General features: G+C 49.3%; 19 protein-coding genes. 5 read left to right on the top strand and 14 right to left on the bottom strand.

Annotated elements, in window-relative coordinates; all coding sequences use genetic code 11:
• The first annotated feature begins 8 nt into the window (after nucleotides 1-8).
• Complete coding sequence (gene tldD / locus GCE9029_RS18865) at nucleotides 9-1,454, top strand: metalloprotease TldD (protein ID WP_062665937.1); 1,446 nt, start codon at nucleotides 9-11, stop codon at nucleotides 1,452-1,454.
• A gap of 44 nt (nucleotides 1,455-1,498) precedes the next feature.
• Here tldD and yjgA read toward each other — a convergent pair whose 3' ends face one another.
• On the bottom strand, nucleotides 1,499-2,029 hold the full coding sequence (gene yjgA, locus GCE9029_RS18870) for a ribosome biogenesis factor YjgA (protein ID WP_062665939.1): 531 nt from the start codon (nucleotides 2,027-2,029) through the stop codon (nucleotides 1,499-1,501).
• A 137-nt stretch (nucleotides 2,030-2,166) separates the two neighbouring features.
• Between yjgA and pmbA the strand changes: the two genes are divergently transcribed.
• Nucleotides 2,167-3,507 (top strand): metalloprotease PmbA, encoded by a 1,341-nt coding sequence (gene pmbA, locus GCE9029_RS18875; protein ID WP_062665941.1) that lies wholly within the window; start codon nucleotides 2,167-2,169, stop codon nucleotides 3,505-3,507.
• Nucleotides 3,508-3,595: 88 nt separating this feature from the next.
• On the opposite strand, the gene GCE9029_RS18880 is transcribed toward pmbA, so the two are convergent.
• From GCE9029_RS18880 to GCE9029_RS18940, 13 genes are all read right to left on the bottom strand, one after another.
• Nucleotides 3,596-4,648 (bottom strand): acyltransferase family protein, encoded by a 1,053-nt coding sequence (locus GCE9029_RS18880; protein WP_062665943.1) that lies wholly within the window; start codon nucleotides 4,646-4,648, stop codon nucleotides 3,596-3,598.
• Nucleotides 4,649-4,883: 235 nt separating this feature from the next.
• On the bottom strand, nucleotides 4,884-6,251 hold the full coding sequence (gene mgtE / locus GCE9029_RS18885) for a magnesium transporter (RefSeq protein ID WP_062665945.1): 1,368 nt from the start codon (nucleotides 6,249-6,251) through the stop codon (nucleotides 4,884-4,886).
• Nucleotides 6,252-6,383: 132 nt separating this feature from the next.
• Complete coding sequence (locus GCE9029_RS18890) at nucleotides 6,384-6,659, bottom strand: HPr family phosphocarrier protein (protein WP_002537296.1); 276 nt, start codon at nucleotides 6,657-6,659, stop codon at nucleotides 6,384-6,386.
• Nucleotides 6,656-7,507 carry an RNase adapter RapZ gene (gene rapZ / locus GCE9029_RS18895; protein ID WP_062665947.1) on the bottom strand — a complete coding sequence of 284 codons (852 nt, stop codon included), beginning with the start codon at nucleotides 7,505-7,507 and terminating at the stop codon, nucleotides 6,656-6,658. The genes GCE9029_RS18890 and rapZ overlap by 4 nt, the downstream gene beginning before the upstream one ends.
• A gap of 20 nt (nucleotides 7,508-7,527) precedes the next feature.
• The gene (gene ptsN / locus GCE9029_RS18900; protein ID WP_062665949.1) at nucleotides 7,528-7,971 is read right to left on the bottom strand and encodes a PTS IIA-like nitrogen regulatory protein PtsN; all 444 of its coding nucleotides are present in this window, start codon (nucleotides 7,969-7,971) and stop codon (nucleotides 7,528-7,530) included.
• A gap of 2 nt (nucleotides 7,972-7,973) precedes the next feature.
• On the bottom strand, nucleotides 7,974-8,261 hold the full coding sequence (gene hpf / locus GCE9029_RS18905) for a ribosome hibernation promoting factor (RefSeq protein ID WP_002537302.1): 288 nt from the start codon (nucleotides 8,259-8,261) through the stop codon (nucleotides 7,974-7,976).
• 26 nt (nucleotides 8,262-8,287) lie between these two features.
• Entirely contained in the window at nucleotides 8,288-9,778 is a 1,491-nt protein-coding gene (locus GCE9029_RS18910; protein ID WP_062665952.1) for an RNA polymerase factor sigma-54, read from the bottom strand.
• Between the two features lie 75 nt (nucleotides 9,779-9,853).
• Nucleotides 9,854-10,579, bottom strand: a complete 726-nt coding sequence (gene lptB, locus GCE9029_RS18915; RefSeq protein WP_062665953.1) for an LPS export ABC transporter ATP-binding protein — start codon at nucleotides 10,577-10,579, stop codon at nucleotides 9,854-9,856.
• Between the two features lie 6 nt (nucleotides 10,580-10,585).
• The gene (gene lptA / locus GCE9029_RS18920) at nucleotides 10,586-11,095 is read right to left on the bottom strand and encodes a lipopolysaccharide transport periplasmic protein LptA (protein WP_062665955.1); all 510 of its coding nucleotides are present in this window, start codon (nucleotides 11,093-11,095) and stop codon (nucleotides 10,586-10,588) included.
• Nucleotides 11,076-11,642 (bottom strand): LPS export ABC transporter periplasmic protein LptC, encoded by a 567-nt coding sequence (gene lptC, locus GCE9029_RS18925; protein WP_062665957.1) that lies wholly within the window; start codon nucleotides 11,640-11,642, stop codon nucleotides 11,076-11,078. The genes lptA and lptC overlap by 20 nt, the downstream gene beginning before the upstream one ends.
• On the bottom strand, nucleotides 11,639-12,196 hold the full coding sequence (gene kdsC, locus GCE9029_RS18930; RefSeq protein WP_062665959.1) for a 3-deoxy-manno-octulosonate-8-phosphatase KdsC: 558 nt from the start codon (nucleotides 12,194-12,196) through the stop codon (nucleotides 11,639-11,641). The genes lptC and kdsC overlap by 4 nt, the downstream gene beginning before the upstream one ends.
• The gene (locus tag GCE9029_RS18935; RefSeq protein ID WP_062665961.1) at nucleotides 12,196-13,161 is read right to left on the bottom strand and encodes a KpsF/GutQ family sugar-phosphate isomerase; all 966 of its coding nucleotides are present in this window, start codon (nucleotides 13,159-13,161) and stop codon (nucleotides 12,196-12,198) included. Before GCE9029_RS18935 ends, kdsC begins: the two co-directional genes overlap by 1 nt.
• Before the next feature lie 11 nt (nucleotides 13,162-13,172).
• Nucleotides 13,173-14,135: a calcium/sodium antiporter gene (locus tag GCE9029_RS18940; protein ID WP_062665963.1), complete on the bottom strand. Its 963-nt coding sequence runs from the start codon at nucleotides 14,133-14,135 to the stop codon at nucleotides 13,173-13,175.
• A 402-nt stretch (nucleotides 14,136-14,537) separates the two neighbouring features.
• Between GCE9029_RS18940 and mlaF the strand changes: the two genes are divergently transcribed.
• The 3 genes from mlaF to mlaD are packed head-to-tail and all read left to right on the top strand — an operon-like array spanning nucleotide 14,538 to nucleotide 16,595.
• Nucleotides 14,538-15,335 carry a phospholipid ABC transporter ATP-binding protein MlaF gene (gene mlaF / locus GCE9029_RS18945; protein WP_062665965.1) on the top strand — a complete coding sequence of 266 codons (798 nt, stop codon included), beginning with the start codon at nucleotides 14,538-14,540 and terminating at the stop codon, nucleotides 15,333-15,335.
• 8 nt (nucleotides 15,336-15,343) lie between these two features.
• On the top strand, nucleotides 15,344-16,114 hold the full coding sequence (mlaE, locus tag GCE9029_RS18950) for a lipid asymmetry maintenance ABC transporter permease subunit MlaE (protein WP_192815500.1): 771 nt from the start codon (nucleotides 15,344-15,346) through the stop codon (nucleotides 16,112-16,114).
• Nucleotides 16,115-16,118: 4 nt separating this feature from the next.
• Entirely contained in the window at nucleotides 16,119-16,595 is a 477-nt protein-coding gene (mlaD, locus tag GCE9029_RS18955; protein ID WP_062665967.1) for an outer membrane lipid asymmetry maintenance protein MlaD, read from the top strand.

Genomic DNA, 16,595 nt, shown 5'->3' on the forward strand with positions numbered 1-16,595 from the left:
GTTTATTCATGAGCCTGGAACACGTGGAAGAAACCATGCTGCACCTTTCCGGTGTCAGTAAAAGTCAACTAAGCCAAACGCTTGAACATTTGGCGGCAAGAAACATCGACTATGGTGATGTTTACTTCCAGTCGTGCTGGCACGAATCGCTGGTGCTTGAAGATTCGATCATCAAAGACGGCTCATTCAACATTGATCGTGGTGTTGGTGTCCGAGCTATCACTGGCGAAAAAACCGGATTTGCTTATTCAGACCAGATCAATGCCGATGCCTTGATGCAAAGCGCGACCGCTGCACGTGGAATCGCAGACAAAGGCGGAAAGCTAAAAGTGTCTGCGTTTGCTTCACGCCAATACCCAATGATTTATCAGGCGATTGACCCGCTGAAGAGCATGTCCAAAGAGGAGAAAATCGCACTGCTGAAAGAAGTCGATGCTTATGTTCGCGCTAAAGAGCCTTTGGTGCAGGAAGTATCAGTCAGCATTGTGGGTGTGTATGAGCAGGTTTTGATTGCGGCAACCGATGGCACTTATGCAGCGGATGTTCGCCCTCTGGTCCGTTTCTCTGTTAGCGTGCTGGTGGAGAAAGATGGTCGCCGTGAGCGCGGTTCTGCGGGCGGTGGTGGCCGTTTTGCTTATACCTATTTCATCTCGGAAGAGGACGGTAAAACCGTCGCAATGAATTACGCGGATGAGGCAGTCAGACAGGCGTTGGTGAATCTTCATGCCAAAGGCGCGCCAGCAGGTACCATGCCGGTGGTGCTGGGCGCAGGTTGGCCTGGTGTTTTGCTGCACGAAGCGGTAGGCCATGGCCTTGAAGGGGACTTCAACCGTAAAGAGTCTTCTGTGTTTACCGGTCAGGTTGGCGAGCAGGTGACTTCCCCACTTTGTACCATCGTTGATGATGGCACCTTACAAGATCTCCGTGGCTCGCTGAACATTGACGATGAAGGCGTACCGGGTCAGTACAATGTGTTGATTGAAAACGGCATCTTGAAAGGTTACATGCAGGATAAACACAATGCGCACCTGATGGGTGTAGCGCCAACGGGCAATGGCCGCCGTGAATCTTATGCGCACTTGCCAATGCCTCGTATGACTAACACTTACATGCTGGCAGGTGAAAGCTCACCGGAAGATATTATCAGCAGTGTGGAATACGGCCTATACGCACCTAACTTTGGTGGCGGGCAGGTGGATATCACCTCAGGCAAATTCGTGTTCTCTACCAGTGAAGCCTACCTGATTGAAAATGGTAAAGTGACGACGCCGGTGAAGGGCGCGACGCTAATTGGCAGTGGTATTGAAGCCATGCAGCAGGTGTCTATGGTCGGTAACGACCTGAAGCTGGACCGCGGTGTGGGTGTATGTGGTAAAGCAGGTCAGAGCGTGGCGGTTGGTGTGGGTCAACCTACCTTGAAACTGGACGCTATGACGGTAGGTGGCACGGAATAATTGCTGCGAGTGAAATACAAAAAAGCCGGGTAACCCCGGCTTTTTTAGTCTTCAGACTCTGCTTTCAGTGTTTTCAGCATCTGGAAGATTTCGCGGTAAGCTTTTGGCGGCTTATTGCCTTCCTGTTCTTTCTTCGCCTGACGGGCTAGTTGACGCAGCTTCTGGCGGTCAGCACTTGGGTACTGCGTCATGACATCGTTGATGGCTTTGTCGCCTTCAGCCACCACGCGATCACGTAGCTTTTCCATCTTGTGCAGTTCAATAGACTGTTGGCTGTGCTTATTGCGTAGTAAATCCAAAGCAGCCTGAATCGGCTCAGGATCGCGGGCACGCATCATTTTGCCGATAAATTGCATCTGGCGACGCTTGGCTTCTTTATCAAAGCGTTGCGCATCGGTAATGGCGGTGCGCAGATCGTCGTCCAGCGGAAACTTTGCCAGTACAGAAGGTTTCAAAGCGACCAGCTCTTCACCCAGTTTTTGCAGCTCTTCCATGTCACGTTTCATTTCGGTCTTGCTGACCCAAATGATCTCTTCTTCCTCTTCCCAAGGCTCACGTTTGTTCTTACGGCCCATAATTCTTCCCGAGGTTGTTTGACGGTTTCGATAACGGCGTATCTTATCAAGAATGTCGAATTTTGCTGGTGTTTTTTAAGCATTGCGGCCCTTTCGAGTGGTATGCTTATCAGCAACACTCATTAATTTAAGACCTTATGGACGTGAAACAACAGGTTGCTCAGCAACGTACTGAGCTGGAAGCGGCGGTGACCCGTGCATTGGAGTTGGCCGGTAAAAAAGCTGACGCGGCTGAAGTGGCGATCACCAAAACGACTGGCATCAGCGTATCAACCCGCATGTGCGAAGTGGAGAGCGTCGAATTCAACAGCGATGGTGCGCTGGGTATTACCGTTTATCGCGGCAACCGTAAGGGTAGTGCTTCTACGTCTGACTTGTCTGAAGAGGCGATTGCCCAGACGGTAGAGGCGGCATTGGATATCGCCAACTATACCTCTGAAGATCCATTCTCTGGGCCAGGCCCGAAAGAGATGATGGCGTTTGATTATCCGGATTTGGATCTTTTCCACCCAGATGAGCCAGAACCCGATCACGCGGCAGAAAAAGCGATTGCAGCCGAACGTGCAGCACTGGATCACGACAAGCGCATCAAGTTCAGTGACGGTGCTAGCTATGACAGCCATTACGGTGTGCGCGTTTACGGCAACAGCCATGGCATGCTGGGCAGCTATGCCTCCAGCCGCCACAGCATCAGCTGCAGCGTGATTGCTGAAGACAGCAAAGGTATGGAACGCGATTACAGCTATACCGTTTCCCGTGATAAAGATGAGTTATGGGCACCGGAAAAAGTGGGTATCGAGGCGGCGAAACGCACTCTTTCCCGCATGGAGCCGCGCCGTCTGGCGACAGGGCAGTTCCCTGTTATGTTTGCAGCTGATGTGGCAACCGGCCTGCTAGGCCATCTGGTAATGGGGATCAGCGGCTCAAACCTATACCGTAAATCTTCCTTCCTGCTGGACAAGCTGGGTCATCAGATCCTGCCTGAATGGTTTGAGATCAACGAGCGTCCACACATTTTGAAAGGCATGGCGAGCGCACCGTTTGACAGTGAAGGTCTGGTGACCCGCGATTTAGATATTATCAAAGGTGGTGAGCTACAAACCTACCTGGCAACCAGTTATGCGGCTCGCAAGCTGAACATGCAGCCGACAGGCCATGCTGGTGGCATTCACAATTGGTTTGTGAAGAACACAGGTCAGTCGTTTGAACAGATGCTGCAAGAGTTGGGAACGGGTCTTTTGGTGACAGAGTTGATGGGCCAAGGCGTTAACATCGTCACGGGTGACTATTCGCGTGGCGCGGCGGGCTTTTGGGTCGAAAACGGTGAAATCCAGTATCCTGTCAGTGAAATCACGATTGCAGGTAATCTGGCTGACATGTATAAGCAAATAGTGGCGGTTGGTGCAGATACGGAGTTCCGTAGCCAAATCCAGACTGGCTCAATCCTTATAGAGTCAATGAAAGTGGGTGGTGAGTAAGCTCAACACTTAGCTTATCCTGACGACTAAATGAAAAAGCCACCTGCGATAAGGTGGCTTTTTTGTCGGTTCTATCTGATTGCTAGTGCTAGTAGCCAATGATATAGCGGGATTTCACTTTCCCTGTCAGGAGTTTGTTCAGGGCAACGGCTATCAACACACTGAGCGCAATGACGACAAAACAGGTCACAAGATAGTAGGGAATATTGGTCGATTCCGGGTGATCCAGAAATGGAAGCCTTTTAATGGTGGTTAACACCCAAGGGTGGATAAAGAAAATCGCAAAACTGGTATCAGATATCAGGTCTGTTAATTTAGTTTTGAATACGAAGGTTTCCAGCAAGAAATAAAGCCCAATAGATAAAAACATTTTCTGAATAAACATGATGTCAATACCACCATATTCAAAAATACTCTTTGAGTAACTTCCCTCGTGTCCTTGAATGTATTGATAGAATGCTAAGAGTAAAGCAAAAGAAAGGAATATTGATGCCTTTGTCCCACAGCTCTTGTTAATGTCTTCTCTATAAAGAGAAATGTATATCCCAACCAAATAGAAAGGTGTGAAATATACCAGCATCTGTATTGGGTTTATATTCTCATATGATCGATGCAAGAAAATAGAAACAACAGAAAATAAGGCTATGAGGACGATCTGTGTACGCTTGGATAGCTCAATAAATTTAAAATGAAGAGGAGAAACCAGGAATAATAGAATCGCAAAAGGAATATACCAATAGGCGGTTAGCATTCTCCCCGTCAAGTAATATTTAATGGTTGTTGAGAAGGCACTGTCATCTGGAGAGAAAAATACAATTCTGTAATAGTCCGCATCAGGAGCGAAGAAACCAGATTTAATAACATAAACCAGAGGGATAGCGAGTGACGTAAGAATTAAATAAGGAACAATGATCCTCTCAAACTTGCCTTTCATAAAGGATTTATATTGATATCTCTTATAGAAAATATGATGAAACATATATCCTGAGATAAAAACGAAAAGTGCAGTGCCACCAGTGAGAATATTCTTAAGAACAGAAACGAATCCGGTTGTATCTTCAAAGCCGTAAACATAAGAATGGCTCATAACAATAGCGATAATAGCCACGGCTCTGTAATTATGGATCGATTGCAAGAACATTATAAACTCCTGTGCTAATATTCCAGCTGCATATTTTACTTTTGTTATGTTAAGAATAGTGTCTAACTTTTGATTGTCGAGAAAAAATCAACAGTATGAAGTTTCGATGACTTTTTCATTTACAAAAGTAGGGGTAATGTGTTTTTTGGGAGGGTGTCGATAAAGGAATGTGACTTTTTCTACGAAAAAACCTCCCGAAGGAGGCTTTGTTATATTGATGTTAAATTTGATGATATTAAACTAAAAATAGGGTTGCGAGGCCCAAGAAAACAGAAAGACCAACCATGTCAGTGATGGTAGTCAGTGCCATACCTCCAGCCAAGGCGGGGTCAACCTTCATCTTCTTGAGCAATATTGGGACTGTCACACCCGCAACACCGGCAACCACTAGATTGGTCAACATGGCTGCGGCAATGATACCACCCAACATCAAGTTGCCTTTCCAAAGTACTACAACACCGCCAATGATACAGGCCCAAATAACGCCGTTCAGCAAACCAACCAATGCCTCTTTGTTCAGAAGCCAGCGGGTGTTGGAGTCACCAATATGGCCAACAGCGAGACCGCGAATGACTAGGGCAACAGTCTGGTTACCTGCAACACCGCCCATGGAAGGGACGATGGTCATCAATACTGCGATGGCTGCCATCTGATCGAGAGTGTTTTCGAAAAGGTTTGATACAGAAGCAGCAGCAAGCGCGGCAAGGACGTTAGCTCCCAGCCAGATGCTGCGGCTGCGGGCTGATTTCAACACAGGTGCGAAGGTGTCTTCTTCGTCATCCAGACCCGCCATACTCATCATTGAGTGCTCAGCATCTTCACGGATGATATCAACCACGTCATCGATGGTGATACGACCGACAAGCTGATGCTCTTCATCGACAACTGGTGCAGATACCCAGTTGCGGCGCTCAAACAGGCTGGCAACATCGCTGTCGCTCATGTCGACGGGGATCGCGTCATCCACATCTTCCATCACTTCCAGCACTTCGGTATCGGGCTGGGAAGTGAGCAGTACGGTAATGGGTAATTCACCAATCAGGCGGCTGTTTTCATCGACCACATAAAGAGCATCAGTGGCTTCAGGCAGTTCACCCTTCATACGCAAGTAGCGCAGTACCACGTCCACGGTGACGTCTGAGCGAATGGTCACCACGTCGGTGTTCATCATCCCACCGGCGGTTTCTTCCGGGTAGGCAAGGGCTTGCTCTACACGCGCACGGTCTTGTGCGTCCATCTGCGATAGAACGTCCTGAGAGACGTTGTCAGGCAGGCTTCGAAGCAGGTAAGCCACATCATCGGTATCCATGCCTTCCGTCGCAGCTGCAAGCTGCTCAGGCTGCATTCGCACCATGATGCCGTCTTTGACATCTTCAGAAAGCTCTTCGAGGATCTCGCCTTGTTCTTCAGGATCGGTCAACTGCCAAAGAACCAGACGGCTCTTCGGTGGAGATGCTTCCAGGAGGTGCGCAATGTCCTCGGGCTCCATGTCTTCGAGCATGCGACGGACATGAACAAACATGCCGTTTTCGAGGGCGCGACTTACTTCCTGCAGCGTTTGGTGCGTTTGGCTAGGTTGTTCTACTTCGTAATTCTCTGCCATGGGAGTGTCCGTATGACGGCGGGTGACGCAATGACATGAATATTAACGCAAACAACCAAAGCTGTCTTTGGAGTTTAAGAAGGAAAAGAGTGGGAAATGAGAAAATGTTTCTTTGGGAACGAAGGAGAAGGGTTAGTTCTCCTCGTCAAAGCCTGCTTCAATGAGCGCAGTTATGGCATCAAAAGCCTGCTGTGCTTCGGAACCCTCTGCTGAAACCGTGATTTGTTCGCCCTGACTGGAGTCGAGAAGAAGAATACCCATCACGCTGTCTGCGGTGACGGTTTGTTCATCTTTGGTCAACATCACCTGTGCATCAAAGCTTTGTGCTAATTCGACCAGTTTGACTGCTGCGCGGGCATGCAACCCTAACCGGTTGCGGATCAATACGTCCTTGCTGAGTTGACTCATACTTGTCCTTCGAGAGTACGGTGGCGAACTTGAACCTGGTGACCTGTCGCGGCAAAGTAATCGGCAAGGTATTGCGCGATATATACAGAGCGGTGCTGACCGCCGGTACAGCCGATAGCAACCGTCAGGTAGCTGCGGTTATTGTTTTCCAGCGCGGGCAGCCAGGACTCAAGGAAGCTTTTTACCTGCGCAATCAGCATGGCGACATCCTGTTCGCCTGCGAGGAACATTTTCACTGGCTCATCCAGTCCTGTGAGTGGTCGAAGTGCTGGTTCCCAGTGCGGATTAGGTAGAAAACGAACATCGAACACATAGTCAGCATCTGATGGCAAACCATGTTTGAAACCAAAAGATTCAAACACCATCACCAAATCACGGTTGGTGCGGCCCAGCACGAGTGAGCGTACCGCTTCACTTAAATCATGCACCGAGTGTTTGGAGGTGTTGATGACTTTGTCGGCGCGCTCTTTGAGTGGTGTCAGCAGTTGCTTTTCACGCTCAATGGCTTGCTCAAGGGAGAGATTATCACGGCTGAGTGGATGAAGGCGTCGGGTTTCACTGAAACGTTTGACGAGCTCTGGGTCGTCGGCATCGAGGAAGAAAATATCAATATCGACATCATTCGGCAGCTTAGCCAGTGTGTGCGTAATTTCGTCGGGATCGGCCGGCATATTACGGATATCAATACTGACAGCAATGAGGCTATCTTGGTCATTCTGCGCGGCAATAAACTGCGGAAGAAGGTTCACCGGTAGATTATCAACGCAGTAATACCCCAGATCTTCTAAAACCCTGAGTGCAACAGATTTTCCAGAGCCAGAGCGACCGCTGACAATTTTTAGCTGCATGATGCGCGTCCCTGAGCTGCTTAGCTTGTAATTATATCGTAGAGCTCTTGGTCAGAGCTTGCATTGCGAAGTTGGCGGCAAACCTTTTTGTCACCGAGCTTTTGTGCAATCAATGAAAGTGTTTTGAGGTGCTCCTTACACTGGTCATCCGGCACCAGTAGGGCAAACAGCAGATCAACAGGTTGGTTGTCGATAGCATCAAACTCGATAGGCTCAGCACATTGAACAAGCACACCAACTGCATGATCACTGTTGAAGATACGGCCATGGGGAATGGCAATTCCATTCCCTATGCCCGTACTGCCCATTTTCTCTCGGCCAAGCATACACTCGAACAGCTTTTGCGGGTTTTGATCCAATTGGCTGGCAGCCAGTTCGCTAATCACTTCAAGTGCACGTTTCTTACTTGAACAAAGGACTGCACTTTTGGTGCAGTCCACTTTGAGTACGTCTTTGAGTTCCATGATTAATGGTGATTCATCTTTTCTTTGTGTTTGGTTAACTGTTTAATCAGCTTATCGGTCAGCGAGTCAATCGCCGCATACATGTTTTCGGAGTCGGCTTTTGCGTGAATTTCGCCGTTATTCACATGCAGGGTCGCTTCGGCAATCTGCTGCAGTTTTTCGACGTTAAGCACTACATGAACGTTATTGATGTGATCAAAAAAGCGCTCAAGCTTATCAAACTTGGTTGTCACGTAGTCTCGCAGAGCGTCGGTAATTTCAACGTGGTGACCGGTGAGGTTGATTTGCATAAACATCTTCCTTTTGGTTGAGACGCCTAGATAAGGCGCTTGCGCTGATTGGACGGTGCAATACCCAGAGACTCACGATATTTTGCTATCGTTCGTCGCGCGACCTGGATCCCTTGCTCCGCCAGCAGTGTGGCAATCTTGCTGTCGCTGAGTGGTTTAGCCGGATTCTCGGCTGCAACCAATTTTTTCACCAGCGCGCGTATTGCCGTAGAGCTGCATTCACCGCCATTGTCAGTGCTGACATGGCTTGAGAAGAAGTATTTCAATTCAAATATGCCACGTGGTGTGTGCATATATTTCTGCGTGGTAACACGGGAGATAGTGGACTCGTGCATGTCCACAGCCAGCGCGATGTCATTAAGGACCATCGGCTTCATGGCTTCCTCACCGTATTCAAAGAAATCCTGTTGATGCTCCACAATGCAACGCGCTACTTTCAGCAGGGTTTCATTGCGGCTTTCGAGACTCTTAATCAGCCATTTGGCATCTTGCAAATGACTGCGGATAAATTGACTGTCTGCAGCACTGCAGCCATTTTTGGTGAGTGCTGCGTATTGTTGGTTTACTTTAAGACGCGGTACTGCATCCGGGTTGATTTGCACCACCCACTTGCCACGGTCTTTGAACACGGAAACGTCAGGAATCACGTATTCCGCTTCATTGGTGACGATGAGATTACCCGGACGCGGCTCCAGACTATGGATAAGACGCATCACTTCTTTGAGTTCAGGCTCGCGAAGCTTGGTATCTTTCATTAACTGGCGATAGTCACGGTTGGCAAGCAGATTCATGTGCTCACGAAGCACCATTCTCGCTTCTGCCAGCCAAGGCGTGTCTTCGGCAAACGCAGCCAATTGGATCAACAAACACTCCTGCAGTGAACGCGACGCGACACCCAGCGGGTCAAATTGTTGAACGCGTTTGAGCACTGCTTCGACTTCATCGAGTTCCACTTCACCTTCTTCTGCGCCAAGGCTTTCGAGAATATCTTCCGCAGAAACGGTGAGGTAGCCTTTGTCGTCTACCGCATCAATGATGGCGGTAGCAATGGCGAGGTCGAGTTCGGTAAATGGGGTGAGTTGCAGTTGCCAGTTAAGGTAATCGTAGAGGGTTTCGGTGGTTTCGCCTTGATAGACGGGCGTGTCATCACTGACGGAGATTCCAGTGCTGCCAGTATTGGCGCTATAGAAATCATCCCAGGTCGTATCGACGGGTAAGTCGTCGTGTATTTCCTGCTGGCCCAGCGCATCAGAACTGTCCATGGTGTCAGGTCCTTCATTTTCGGACTCTGACGCCGAAGCGCTGACTTTCTCTTCACCCTCAAACTCCTGAGCGCTATCGCCGTCGATATTGTTATCGGCGTTTTCGTCTTGCTCTAGGAGTGGATTAGCCTCCAGCGCTTCCTGGATCTCCTGTTGCAAATCAAGCGTCGACAGCTGAAGCAGGCGAATTGCCTGTTGCAGCTGTGGAGTCATTGCAAGTTGTTGGCCAAGCTTGAGCTGAAGCGAGGGTTTCATAGTTATACTGGCACCTTTCCTTTTATCTATTATCAGTGCATATATTGGAGCGATTCGCCAACCGTTCTCCTTTAACTATAGCCTGAACTGGTCTCCGAGATAGACTCGTTTCACGTGCTCGTCGTTGAGCACTTCATCAGGTGTGCCGTGGGCAATCAAGTGCCCTTGGCTAACAATATAGGCGTGTTCACAAACACTGAGTGTCTCACGTACGTTGTGATCGGTGATTAATACCCCAAGACCGCGGTCGCGGAGATGCTCAATGATTTTTTTAATGTCGATAACCGAGATGGGGTCTACGCCTGCAAACGGCTCATCAAGAAGAATAAATTTCGGATTCGCTGCCAATGCTCGTGCGATTTCCACGCGGCGGCGTTCACCCCCTGATAAAGCCATGCCCATGCTGTTGCGAATGTGCTGGATATTAAACTCGTCCAGCAGATCCTCCGCTTTGTCCTGACGCTCTTCTTTGGTCAGGTCCGAACGGGTTTGCAACACGGCCATCAGGTTATCGTAAACGCTGAGTTTACGGAAAATAGACGCTTCTTGAGGCAGGTAACCGATACCCATACGGGAACGGTTGTGCATCGGCTGGATGCTAATATCTAATTCGTCGATTTTAATGGTGCCTTCATCGCGTGCCACTAGACCAACAATCATGTAGAAAGAGGTGGTTTTACCTGCGCCATTTGGGCCAAGTAGCCCAACGATTTCGCCAGACTTAACTTCCAGACTAACATCCGTAACGACCTTGCGGCCGTTATAGCTTTTCGCGAGATTTTGAGCGGTGAGAATAGCCATGCAGGGTTAGTTCTTCTCTTGTTTTGACTGTGGCTGCAACACCGTGGTGACGCGACTGCTGTCATCACTTTCGGCAACCAGCAATTGTTTGTCGATGTTGTACGTGATCTTCTGACCTTCCACCTGATTGCCGCCTTCCTGAGTCAGCACAGCATTGCGCTTCATGGTGAGGAAACTTTTACCGGTTTCGTAGCGAAGGTCGAAAGCTTCACCGTTAATTTTCTTTCCGTCGTCCATGGTTTGTTCGAAAGTGGCCGGTTTGCCATAGGCATCGATCACTTCTACTCCTTCTTCACCACTTGGGCGGGTCACGACGACCTTGTCCGCGTTAAGGCGAATAGAGCCCTGACGCAGATAAACGTTACCGGTGAAAATCACGGTGTTGGTGTTCATGTCGAGGTTCTGCGAGTCGGAGTCAATATAGATCGGCTGCTCGGAGTCTGTTGACAGTGCCATCGCAGTGCCAGATAACAGCACCAATACCATGGCAAAAAATTCAGTTCTTTTGTTGTTCATATCTGCTCTTCACTTGGTCAATCAGTTCCATTTGGTGGGAGCCAAAATTGCCTTTTACTCTCTCGCCACGGGTTTGCAGACCCACGCCGGTAATTTCGGTTTCGGTGTCTGACCAGAAATCACGGGTCACGAGATCCAGAGTTAGTTCTTCTGTGGTGACAACTTTTATTTGTGCGTCGGGCAACAGGTTAAAAATCCTGACTCTGCCAGTCATCACCAAGGTTTTTGTATCTTCGAGAACGGCGAACTCGGAACTGACACGCCACTCTTCTTCTTCCCCGTTACTATATGTCCAAAGCACGGGCTCATTAAAGTGAGTCTCGTCGAGTTGCTGATAGTTCTCTACATGCACGGACTCGATGCGGTAGCTTCGGATCCCTTGCATGTTGTATGTGGTGGAGTTGATATTGTCAGCCGTGAAAAGTGGCTTCTCAGCATCGGGAGCAACCTGTATCTCTGCTTCCCAGTAGTGCTGGGTTAGCAGGTAGTACCCTGCATAACCACATACTGCGAGAAGGGCAACGATACCAAGGCGTTGCAACATCATATACTGAGTCCCTTATGCGCATCGAGTTCCCCGCGCGCTTCGAGAATCAAATCGCAGACTTCACGTACGGCTCCGTAACCGCCTGGGGTGTGGGTAACCAAATCAGCGCGTTTGGCCAAAAGGGGATGACCGTCATTCACACAAACAGACAAGCCAACCTGAGACATGACCGCCCAGTCGATAAGATCGTCACCGATGTACGCGGTTTGCTCAGCAGGCACGCCTAAGCGGTTGACGAGATCTTGATACGCAGAGGCTTTGTCATCCTGTCCCTGATAAATGTGCTGTATACCAAGGGCGCCCATACGACGTTCGACAATGGCAGACTTGCGACCAGTGATGATAGCGATTTCGACACCGGCATTCATCAGTGATTTGACGCCGTAACCGTCACGGGTATGAAAGGCCTTCAATTCCTCGCCATCGTTACCCATATAGATGCGGCCATCAGAGAATACACCGTCAACATCGCAAATCAGCAATTTGATGTCACGGGCACGTTCCACCAATTCAGTGGATACAAGGCCATAAAGGGTTTCAGTCATGGGTTGCATTACATCACTCCAGCTTTCAGCAGATCGTGCATATTCAGTGCGCCAATCAGCTTGTCATTATCTGTGACCAGCAATCCGTTGATTTTCTTCTCTTCCATTAGCTTCAGGCCTTCAGCCGCCAACATATCAGGGCCAATGAGTGTTGGCTTTTTGCCCATCACTTCGCCGATTTCGGTAGCGTGAACGTCTATACGCTGATCCAGAAGCCGACGCAGATCGCCATCGGTGAAAATACCGAGCACGGCGTCGCTGTCATCAACAACAGCCGTCATGCCAAGGCCTTTGGCAGACATTTCCAATAGCGCGTCACGGATGGTGTTGTTTGATGAGACTTTTGGCAGTTTGTCGCCAGAGTGCATGACATCAGCAATACGCATCAATAGCTTGCGACCCAGTGCGCCGCCTGGATGGGATAGGGCAAAATCGTCGGCTGTGAAACCTTTGGCTTGCATGAGTGCAACTGCCAGTGCATCACCCATGACCAGTGTCGCAGTGGTACTGGACGTCGGCGCAAGACCAATCGGGCAGGCTTCTTTCGGCACTTTAATGCAAAGGTTGATTTGTGCCAGACGTGCCATGGTTGAAGAGGGATTGCTCGTCATGGTGATGAGCGTAATACCACGGCGTTTAACCACAGGCAGCAGCGTGATGATTTCTGAGGCTTCGCCAGAATTTGAAATTGCCAGTACTACATCGCCTTTTTCAATCATGCCTAAGTCGCCATGGCTGGCTTCACCCGGGTGAACAAAGAAAGAGGGCGTGCCGGTGCTTGCCAGTGTCGCAGCAATCTTGTTACCGATGTGGCCGGATTTTCCCATGCCCATCACAACGACTTTGCCTTTGGCTTCAAGAATGAGCTTACAGGCATTGTTAAAGTCTTTGTTGATGTATTGCTCGAGCTGGGAGATTGCATCCAATTCAGTTTTCAGTGTTGCAATGCCTGCCTGGCGAAAATCAAAAGTCATAGTTAATCCGGTTATGCCGCGAGATGCGAGAACAGGTAGCCTTGGTAACCCACGAAGCAAACAAGAAGTGCAATGCCTTCCCAGCGGTTAATCGTACGCGCTTTGCCGACAGCGAACAGGAACAGCAATACTGACAGTGCCAGCATGACGTAAAAGTCACGATCCATCGCCAGTGGGTTAATGGCAGATGGTGCCAGTATACCCGGAATACCCATGACCGCGAGAATATTGAAGATGTTAGAGCCGATGATGTTACCCACCGCCAGATCGTCTTCGCCTTTCATCACACCTGCAATCGATGCTGCCAGTTCAGGAAGGCTGGTGCCGACCGCAACGATTGTCAGACCAATCACCAGGTCGCTCATACCAAAGGCTTTTGCAATGATAACGGCAGAATCAACCACCATGTCTGCGCTGAAAATGAGAAGCACCAGACCAACAACCACCCAGATACCCGCAGACACGTTACTGACGCCTTCAGGAATTTCAGATTCCTGCTCAGCGAGCATAGGATCCTCTTCCCCGCTTTCACGGCCGAACTTCATCATCAGAAGCAGGAAACCCGCAAAAAACACTGCGAGGAGAACACCTTCAAAAAAGCTCAGGTAGTTGTTCCACAAAATAGCACCAGCAAGCAAAGTCACACCTAGCATCAGGGGCAACTCGCGGCGGAGAATGCCGGAACTGATAGCGAGAGGCTTTATCAGAGCCGTCACACCAAGAATCAGAGCGATGTTGGCAATGTTTGAACCGAGAACGTTACCTACAGCGGTGTCTGTTTTCCCGCTGAGCGCGGCCGTTGCCGAAACCACCATCTCTGGCGCTGAACTTCCCATTGCCAGAATAGTCATACCGATGACAAGGGGAGAGATGCCCACATTACGGGCAATAGCGGCTGCTCCGTAGACGAGTCTGTCGGCACTCCATACCAACAAACATAGGCCCACGACGAGAATGGCGGTCGCTTCAAACATTTAGATACCTTCAGAATTAGCTGGGGCTAACAACAATACAAAAGGGCAATTTTGACCGCTAATTGAGTAAATGTGAAGGAAAAGGACGGATGAGTTTTGGCAAGCTAGACGGGAATTCGTCAGACAGTGAAGTATCTTCCATTGAATTACCCTGTCTTCAATTCACAGAATCATAAAAAACCTTACTCATTGAAGGTAAAAGTAGCTGACGGTTTCTAGTCTGAAAATGAGTGATCTTAATTCCAATGAGTGCATATAGGAAAAGACAGTGATTGTCTGAAAATTGATAGATTTCTAATAAAGATTTTGCAAATGAATGGTGTACAATTACTTGTTTTGCCTTTGTTACCCTTCTATGATCGGGCAATTAACACTCAAGGAAAACAACGTCAAAGGGCCTTGATGAGTACTACGAATCTGGTTGAAGTGAACAACCTGACTTTCTCGCGTGGCGAGAGGGTGATTTTTGACAATGTCAGCCTCACTGTTCCTGTCGGTAAAGTCACGGCAATCATGGGGCCTTCAGGTATTGGTAAGACGACTCTGCTGAGATTGATAGGCGGACAACTCCAGCCAGAAAATGGCACTATCGAATTCGCAGGTCAAAACATTCCTACACTGTCGAGAAGCAAGCTCTATGACGTGCGAAAGCGCATGAGTATGCTGTTTCAGTCTGGCGCATTGTTCACGGACATGACGGTTTTCGATAATGTCGCTTTTCCCCTGCGCGAACACACAGAACTTTCTGAATCTCTGATTAAAACCATAGTGCTGCTTAAGCTCGAAGCGGTTGGCTTGCGAGGAGCTGCCGATTTGATGCCAAGCAGCCTTTCCGGTGGTATGGCAAGACGTGCAGCACTGGCCCGTGCAATTGCGCTCGATCCTGAATTGATTATGTTCGACGAGCCTTTTGTTGGTCAGGACCCTATCACTATGGGTGTTTTAGTTTCCCTTATCCGCAACCTCAATCAAGCATTGGGCCTGACCTCTATTGTGGTTTCCCACGATGTGCCGGAAGTCATGAGTATCGCCGACCATGTATATCTGTTGGCAGATGGCAAGATCATCGCATCAGGCTCTCCGCAGTCTTTGCGTGACAACCCTGATCCGCGTGTCAGTCAGTTCCTTCAGGGTGATGCCGATGGTCCGGTACCTTTCCGCTATCCGGCAAAGGACATTAAACAGGAGCTTTTCTCGTGATTGTAAGCATGGTGCAGGCAATCGGCGCTCGTGCAATGGCAGTATCCCAAACCATGGGGCGTGCGACCTTTGTGCTGCTTGGTGCGTTGATCGGCAAACCTCAGCCAAGAAAAATGTTCCCGTTGTTGCTGACCCAGATTTACTCCGTGGGTGTGCGCTCACTGGCGATCATCATGGTGTCTGGCCTTTTTATCGGCATGGTATTGAGCCTTCAGGGCTATCTGGTACTGGCGGACTTTGGCGCGGAAAGCTCTCTCGGGCAAATGGTGGCATTGTCACTGTTACGTGAACTTGGCCCGGTCGTGACGGCACTCTTATTCGCCGGCCGTGCGGGCTCAGCATTGACGGCAGAAATCGGTTTGATGAAAGCGACAGAACAGCTTTCAAGTCTCGAGATGATGGCGGTTGATCCGCTGCGCCGTGTGGTTGCACCACGCTTTTGGGCGGGTGTCATCTCCATGCCGCTTTTGGCAATGATTTTTATGATGGTAGGCATCTGGGGTGGACAGCTCGTGGGTGTCGACTGGAAAGGTATTGATTACGGTAGTTATTGGGCGGTGATGCAGTCCTCCGTTGAGCTGGGTTACGACATTGGACAGTCCTTTATTAAGAGTCTGGTGTTTGCCATTACGGTGACCTGGATAGCTTTGTTTAACGGCTATGATGCGATTCCAACGTCAGAAGGGATCAGCCGCGCCACTACACGTACCGTTGTGCATTCATCTTTGGCAGTGCTGGGATTGGACTTTGTCCTCACGGCACTGATGTTTGGGAGCTAATTAAATGCAACAAAACCGAAAAACAGAATTTTGGGTAGGCACTTTTGTCATCGCAGGTATTGCTGCAGTGCTACTGCTCATTTTTCAGGTCGCTGATGTGAAGAGCTTTTCGCGCTCTGAGCATTACTCGCTTGAAGCGCATTTCGATAACATTGGTGGTTTGAAAGTTCGCTCTCCGGTGAAAGTAGGCGGCGTTGTTGTGGGTCGTGTTAGTAACATCGCTTTGACGGCACCGGACTACGTCCCAACCGTGACGATGGAAATCGAGCGTAAATACGGCTACTTCCCGGAAACCAGTTCGGCGGCGATTTTAACGTCAGGACTTCTGGGTGAACAATATATTGGCATTCGCCCAGGGTTTCTGGATGAAGACATAGATGTCCTACAGGATGGCGATTTGCTGGAAGATACACGCTCAGCGATGGTGTTAGAGGACCTGATTGGTCAGTTCCTTTACAGCGTCGGTGGGTCTGAGGAGTAA

Source organism: Grimontia celer, assembly GCF_900055185.1.
In the GTDB taxonomy this organism is placed as follows: Bacteria; Pseudomonadota; Gammaproteobacteria; order Enterobacterales; family Vibrionaceae; genus Enterovibrio; species Enterovibrio celer.

Bases quoted from the DNA above. Each gene is read 5' to 3' on its own strand.
- tldD (WP_062665937.1), top strand. From the start codon at position 9: ATGAGCCTGGAACACGTGGAAGAAACCATGCTGCACCTTTCCGGTGTC.
- yjgA (WP_062665939.1), bottom strand. From the start codon at position 2,029: ATGGGCCGTAAGAACAAACGTGAGCCTTGGGAAGAGGAAGAAGAGATC.
- pmbA (WP_062665941.1), top strand. From the start codon at position 2,167: ATGGACGTGAAACAACAGGTTGCTCAGCAACGTACTGAGCTGGAAGCG.
- GCE9029_RS18880 (WP_062665943.1), bottom strand. From the start codon at position 4,648: ATGTTCTTGCAATCGATCCATAATTACAGAGCCGTGGCTATTATCGCT.
- mgtE (WP_062665945.1), bottom strand. From the start codon at position 6,251: ATGGCAGAGAATTACGAAGTAGAACAACCTAGCCAAACGCACCAAACG.
- GCE9029_RS18890 (WP_002537296.1), bottom strand. From the start codon at position 6,659: ATGAGTCAACTCAGCAAGGACGTATTGATCCGCAACCGGTTAGGGTTG.
- rapZ (WP_062665947.1), bottom strand. From the start codon at position 7,507: ATGCAGCTAAAAATTGTCAGCGGTCGCTCTGGCTCTGGAAAATCTGTT.
- ptsN (WP_062665949.1), bottom strand. From the start codon at position 7,971: ATGGAACTCAAAGACGTACTCAAAGTGGACTGCACCAAAAGTGCAGTC.
- hpf (WP_002537302.1), bottom strand. From the start codon at position 8,261: ATGCAAATCAACCTCACCGGTCACCACGTTGAAATTACCGACGCTCTG.
- GCE9029_RS18910 (WP_062665952.1), bottom strand. From the start codon at position 9,778: ATGAAACCCTCGCTTCAGCTCAAGCTTGGCCAACAACTTGCAATGACT.
- lptB (WP_062665953.1), bottom strand. From the start codon at position 10,579: ATGGCTATTCTCACCGCTCAAAATCTCGCGAAAAGCTATAACGGCCGC.
- lptA (WP_062665955.1), bottom strand. From the start codon at position 11,095: ATGAACAACAAAAGAACTGAATTTTTTGCCATGGTATTGGTGCTGTTA.
- lptC (WP_062665957.1), bottom strand. From the start codon at position 11,642: ATGATGTTGCAACGCCTTGGTATCGTTGCCCTTCTCGCAGTATGTGGT.
- kdsC (WP_062665959.1), bottom strand. From the start codon at position 12,196: ATGCAACCCATGACTGAAACCCTTTATGGCCTTGTATCCACTGAATTG.
- GCE9029_RS18935 (WP_062665961.1), bottom strand. From the start codon at position 13,161: ATGACTTTTGATTTTCGCCAGGCAGGCATTGCAACACTGAAAACTGAA.
- GCE9029_RS18940 (WP_062665963.1), bottom strand. From the start codon at position 14,135: ATGTTTGAAGCGACCGCCATTCTCGTCGTGGGCCTATGTTTGTTGGTA.
- mlaF (WP_062665965.1), top strand. From the start codon at position 14,538: ATGAGTACTACGAATCTGGTTGAAGTGAACAACCTGACTTTCTCGCGT.
- mlaE (WP_192815500.1), top strand. From the start codon at position 15,344: ATGGTGCAGGCAATCGGCGCTCGTGCAATGGCAGTATCCCAAACCATG.
- mlaD (WP_062665967.1), top strand. From the start codon at position 16,119: ATGCAACAAAACCGAAAAACAGAATTTTGGGTAGGCACTTTTGTCATC.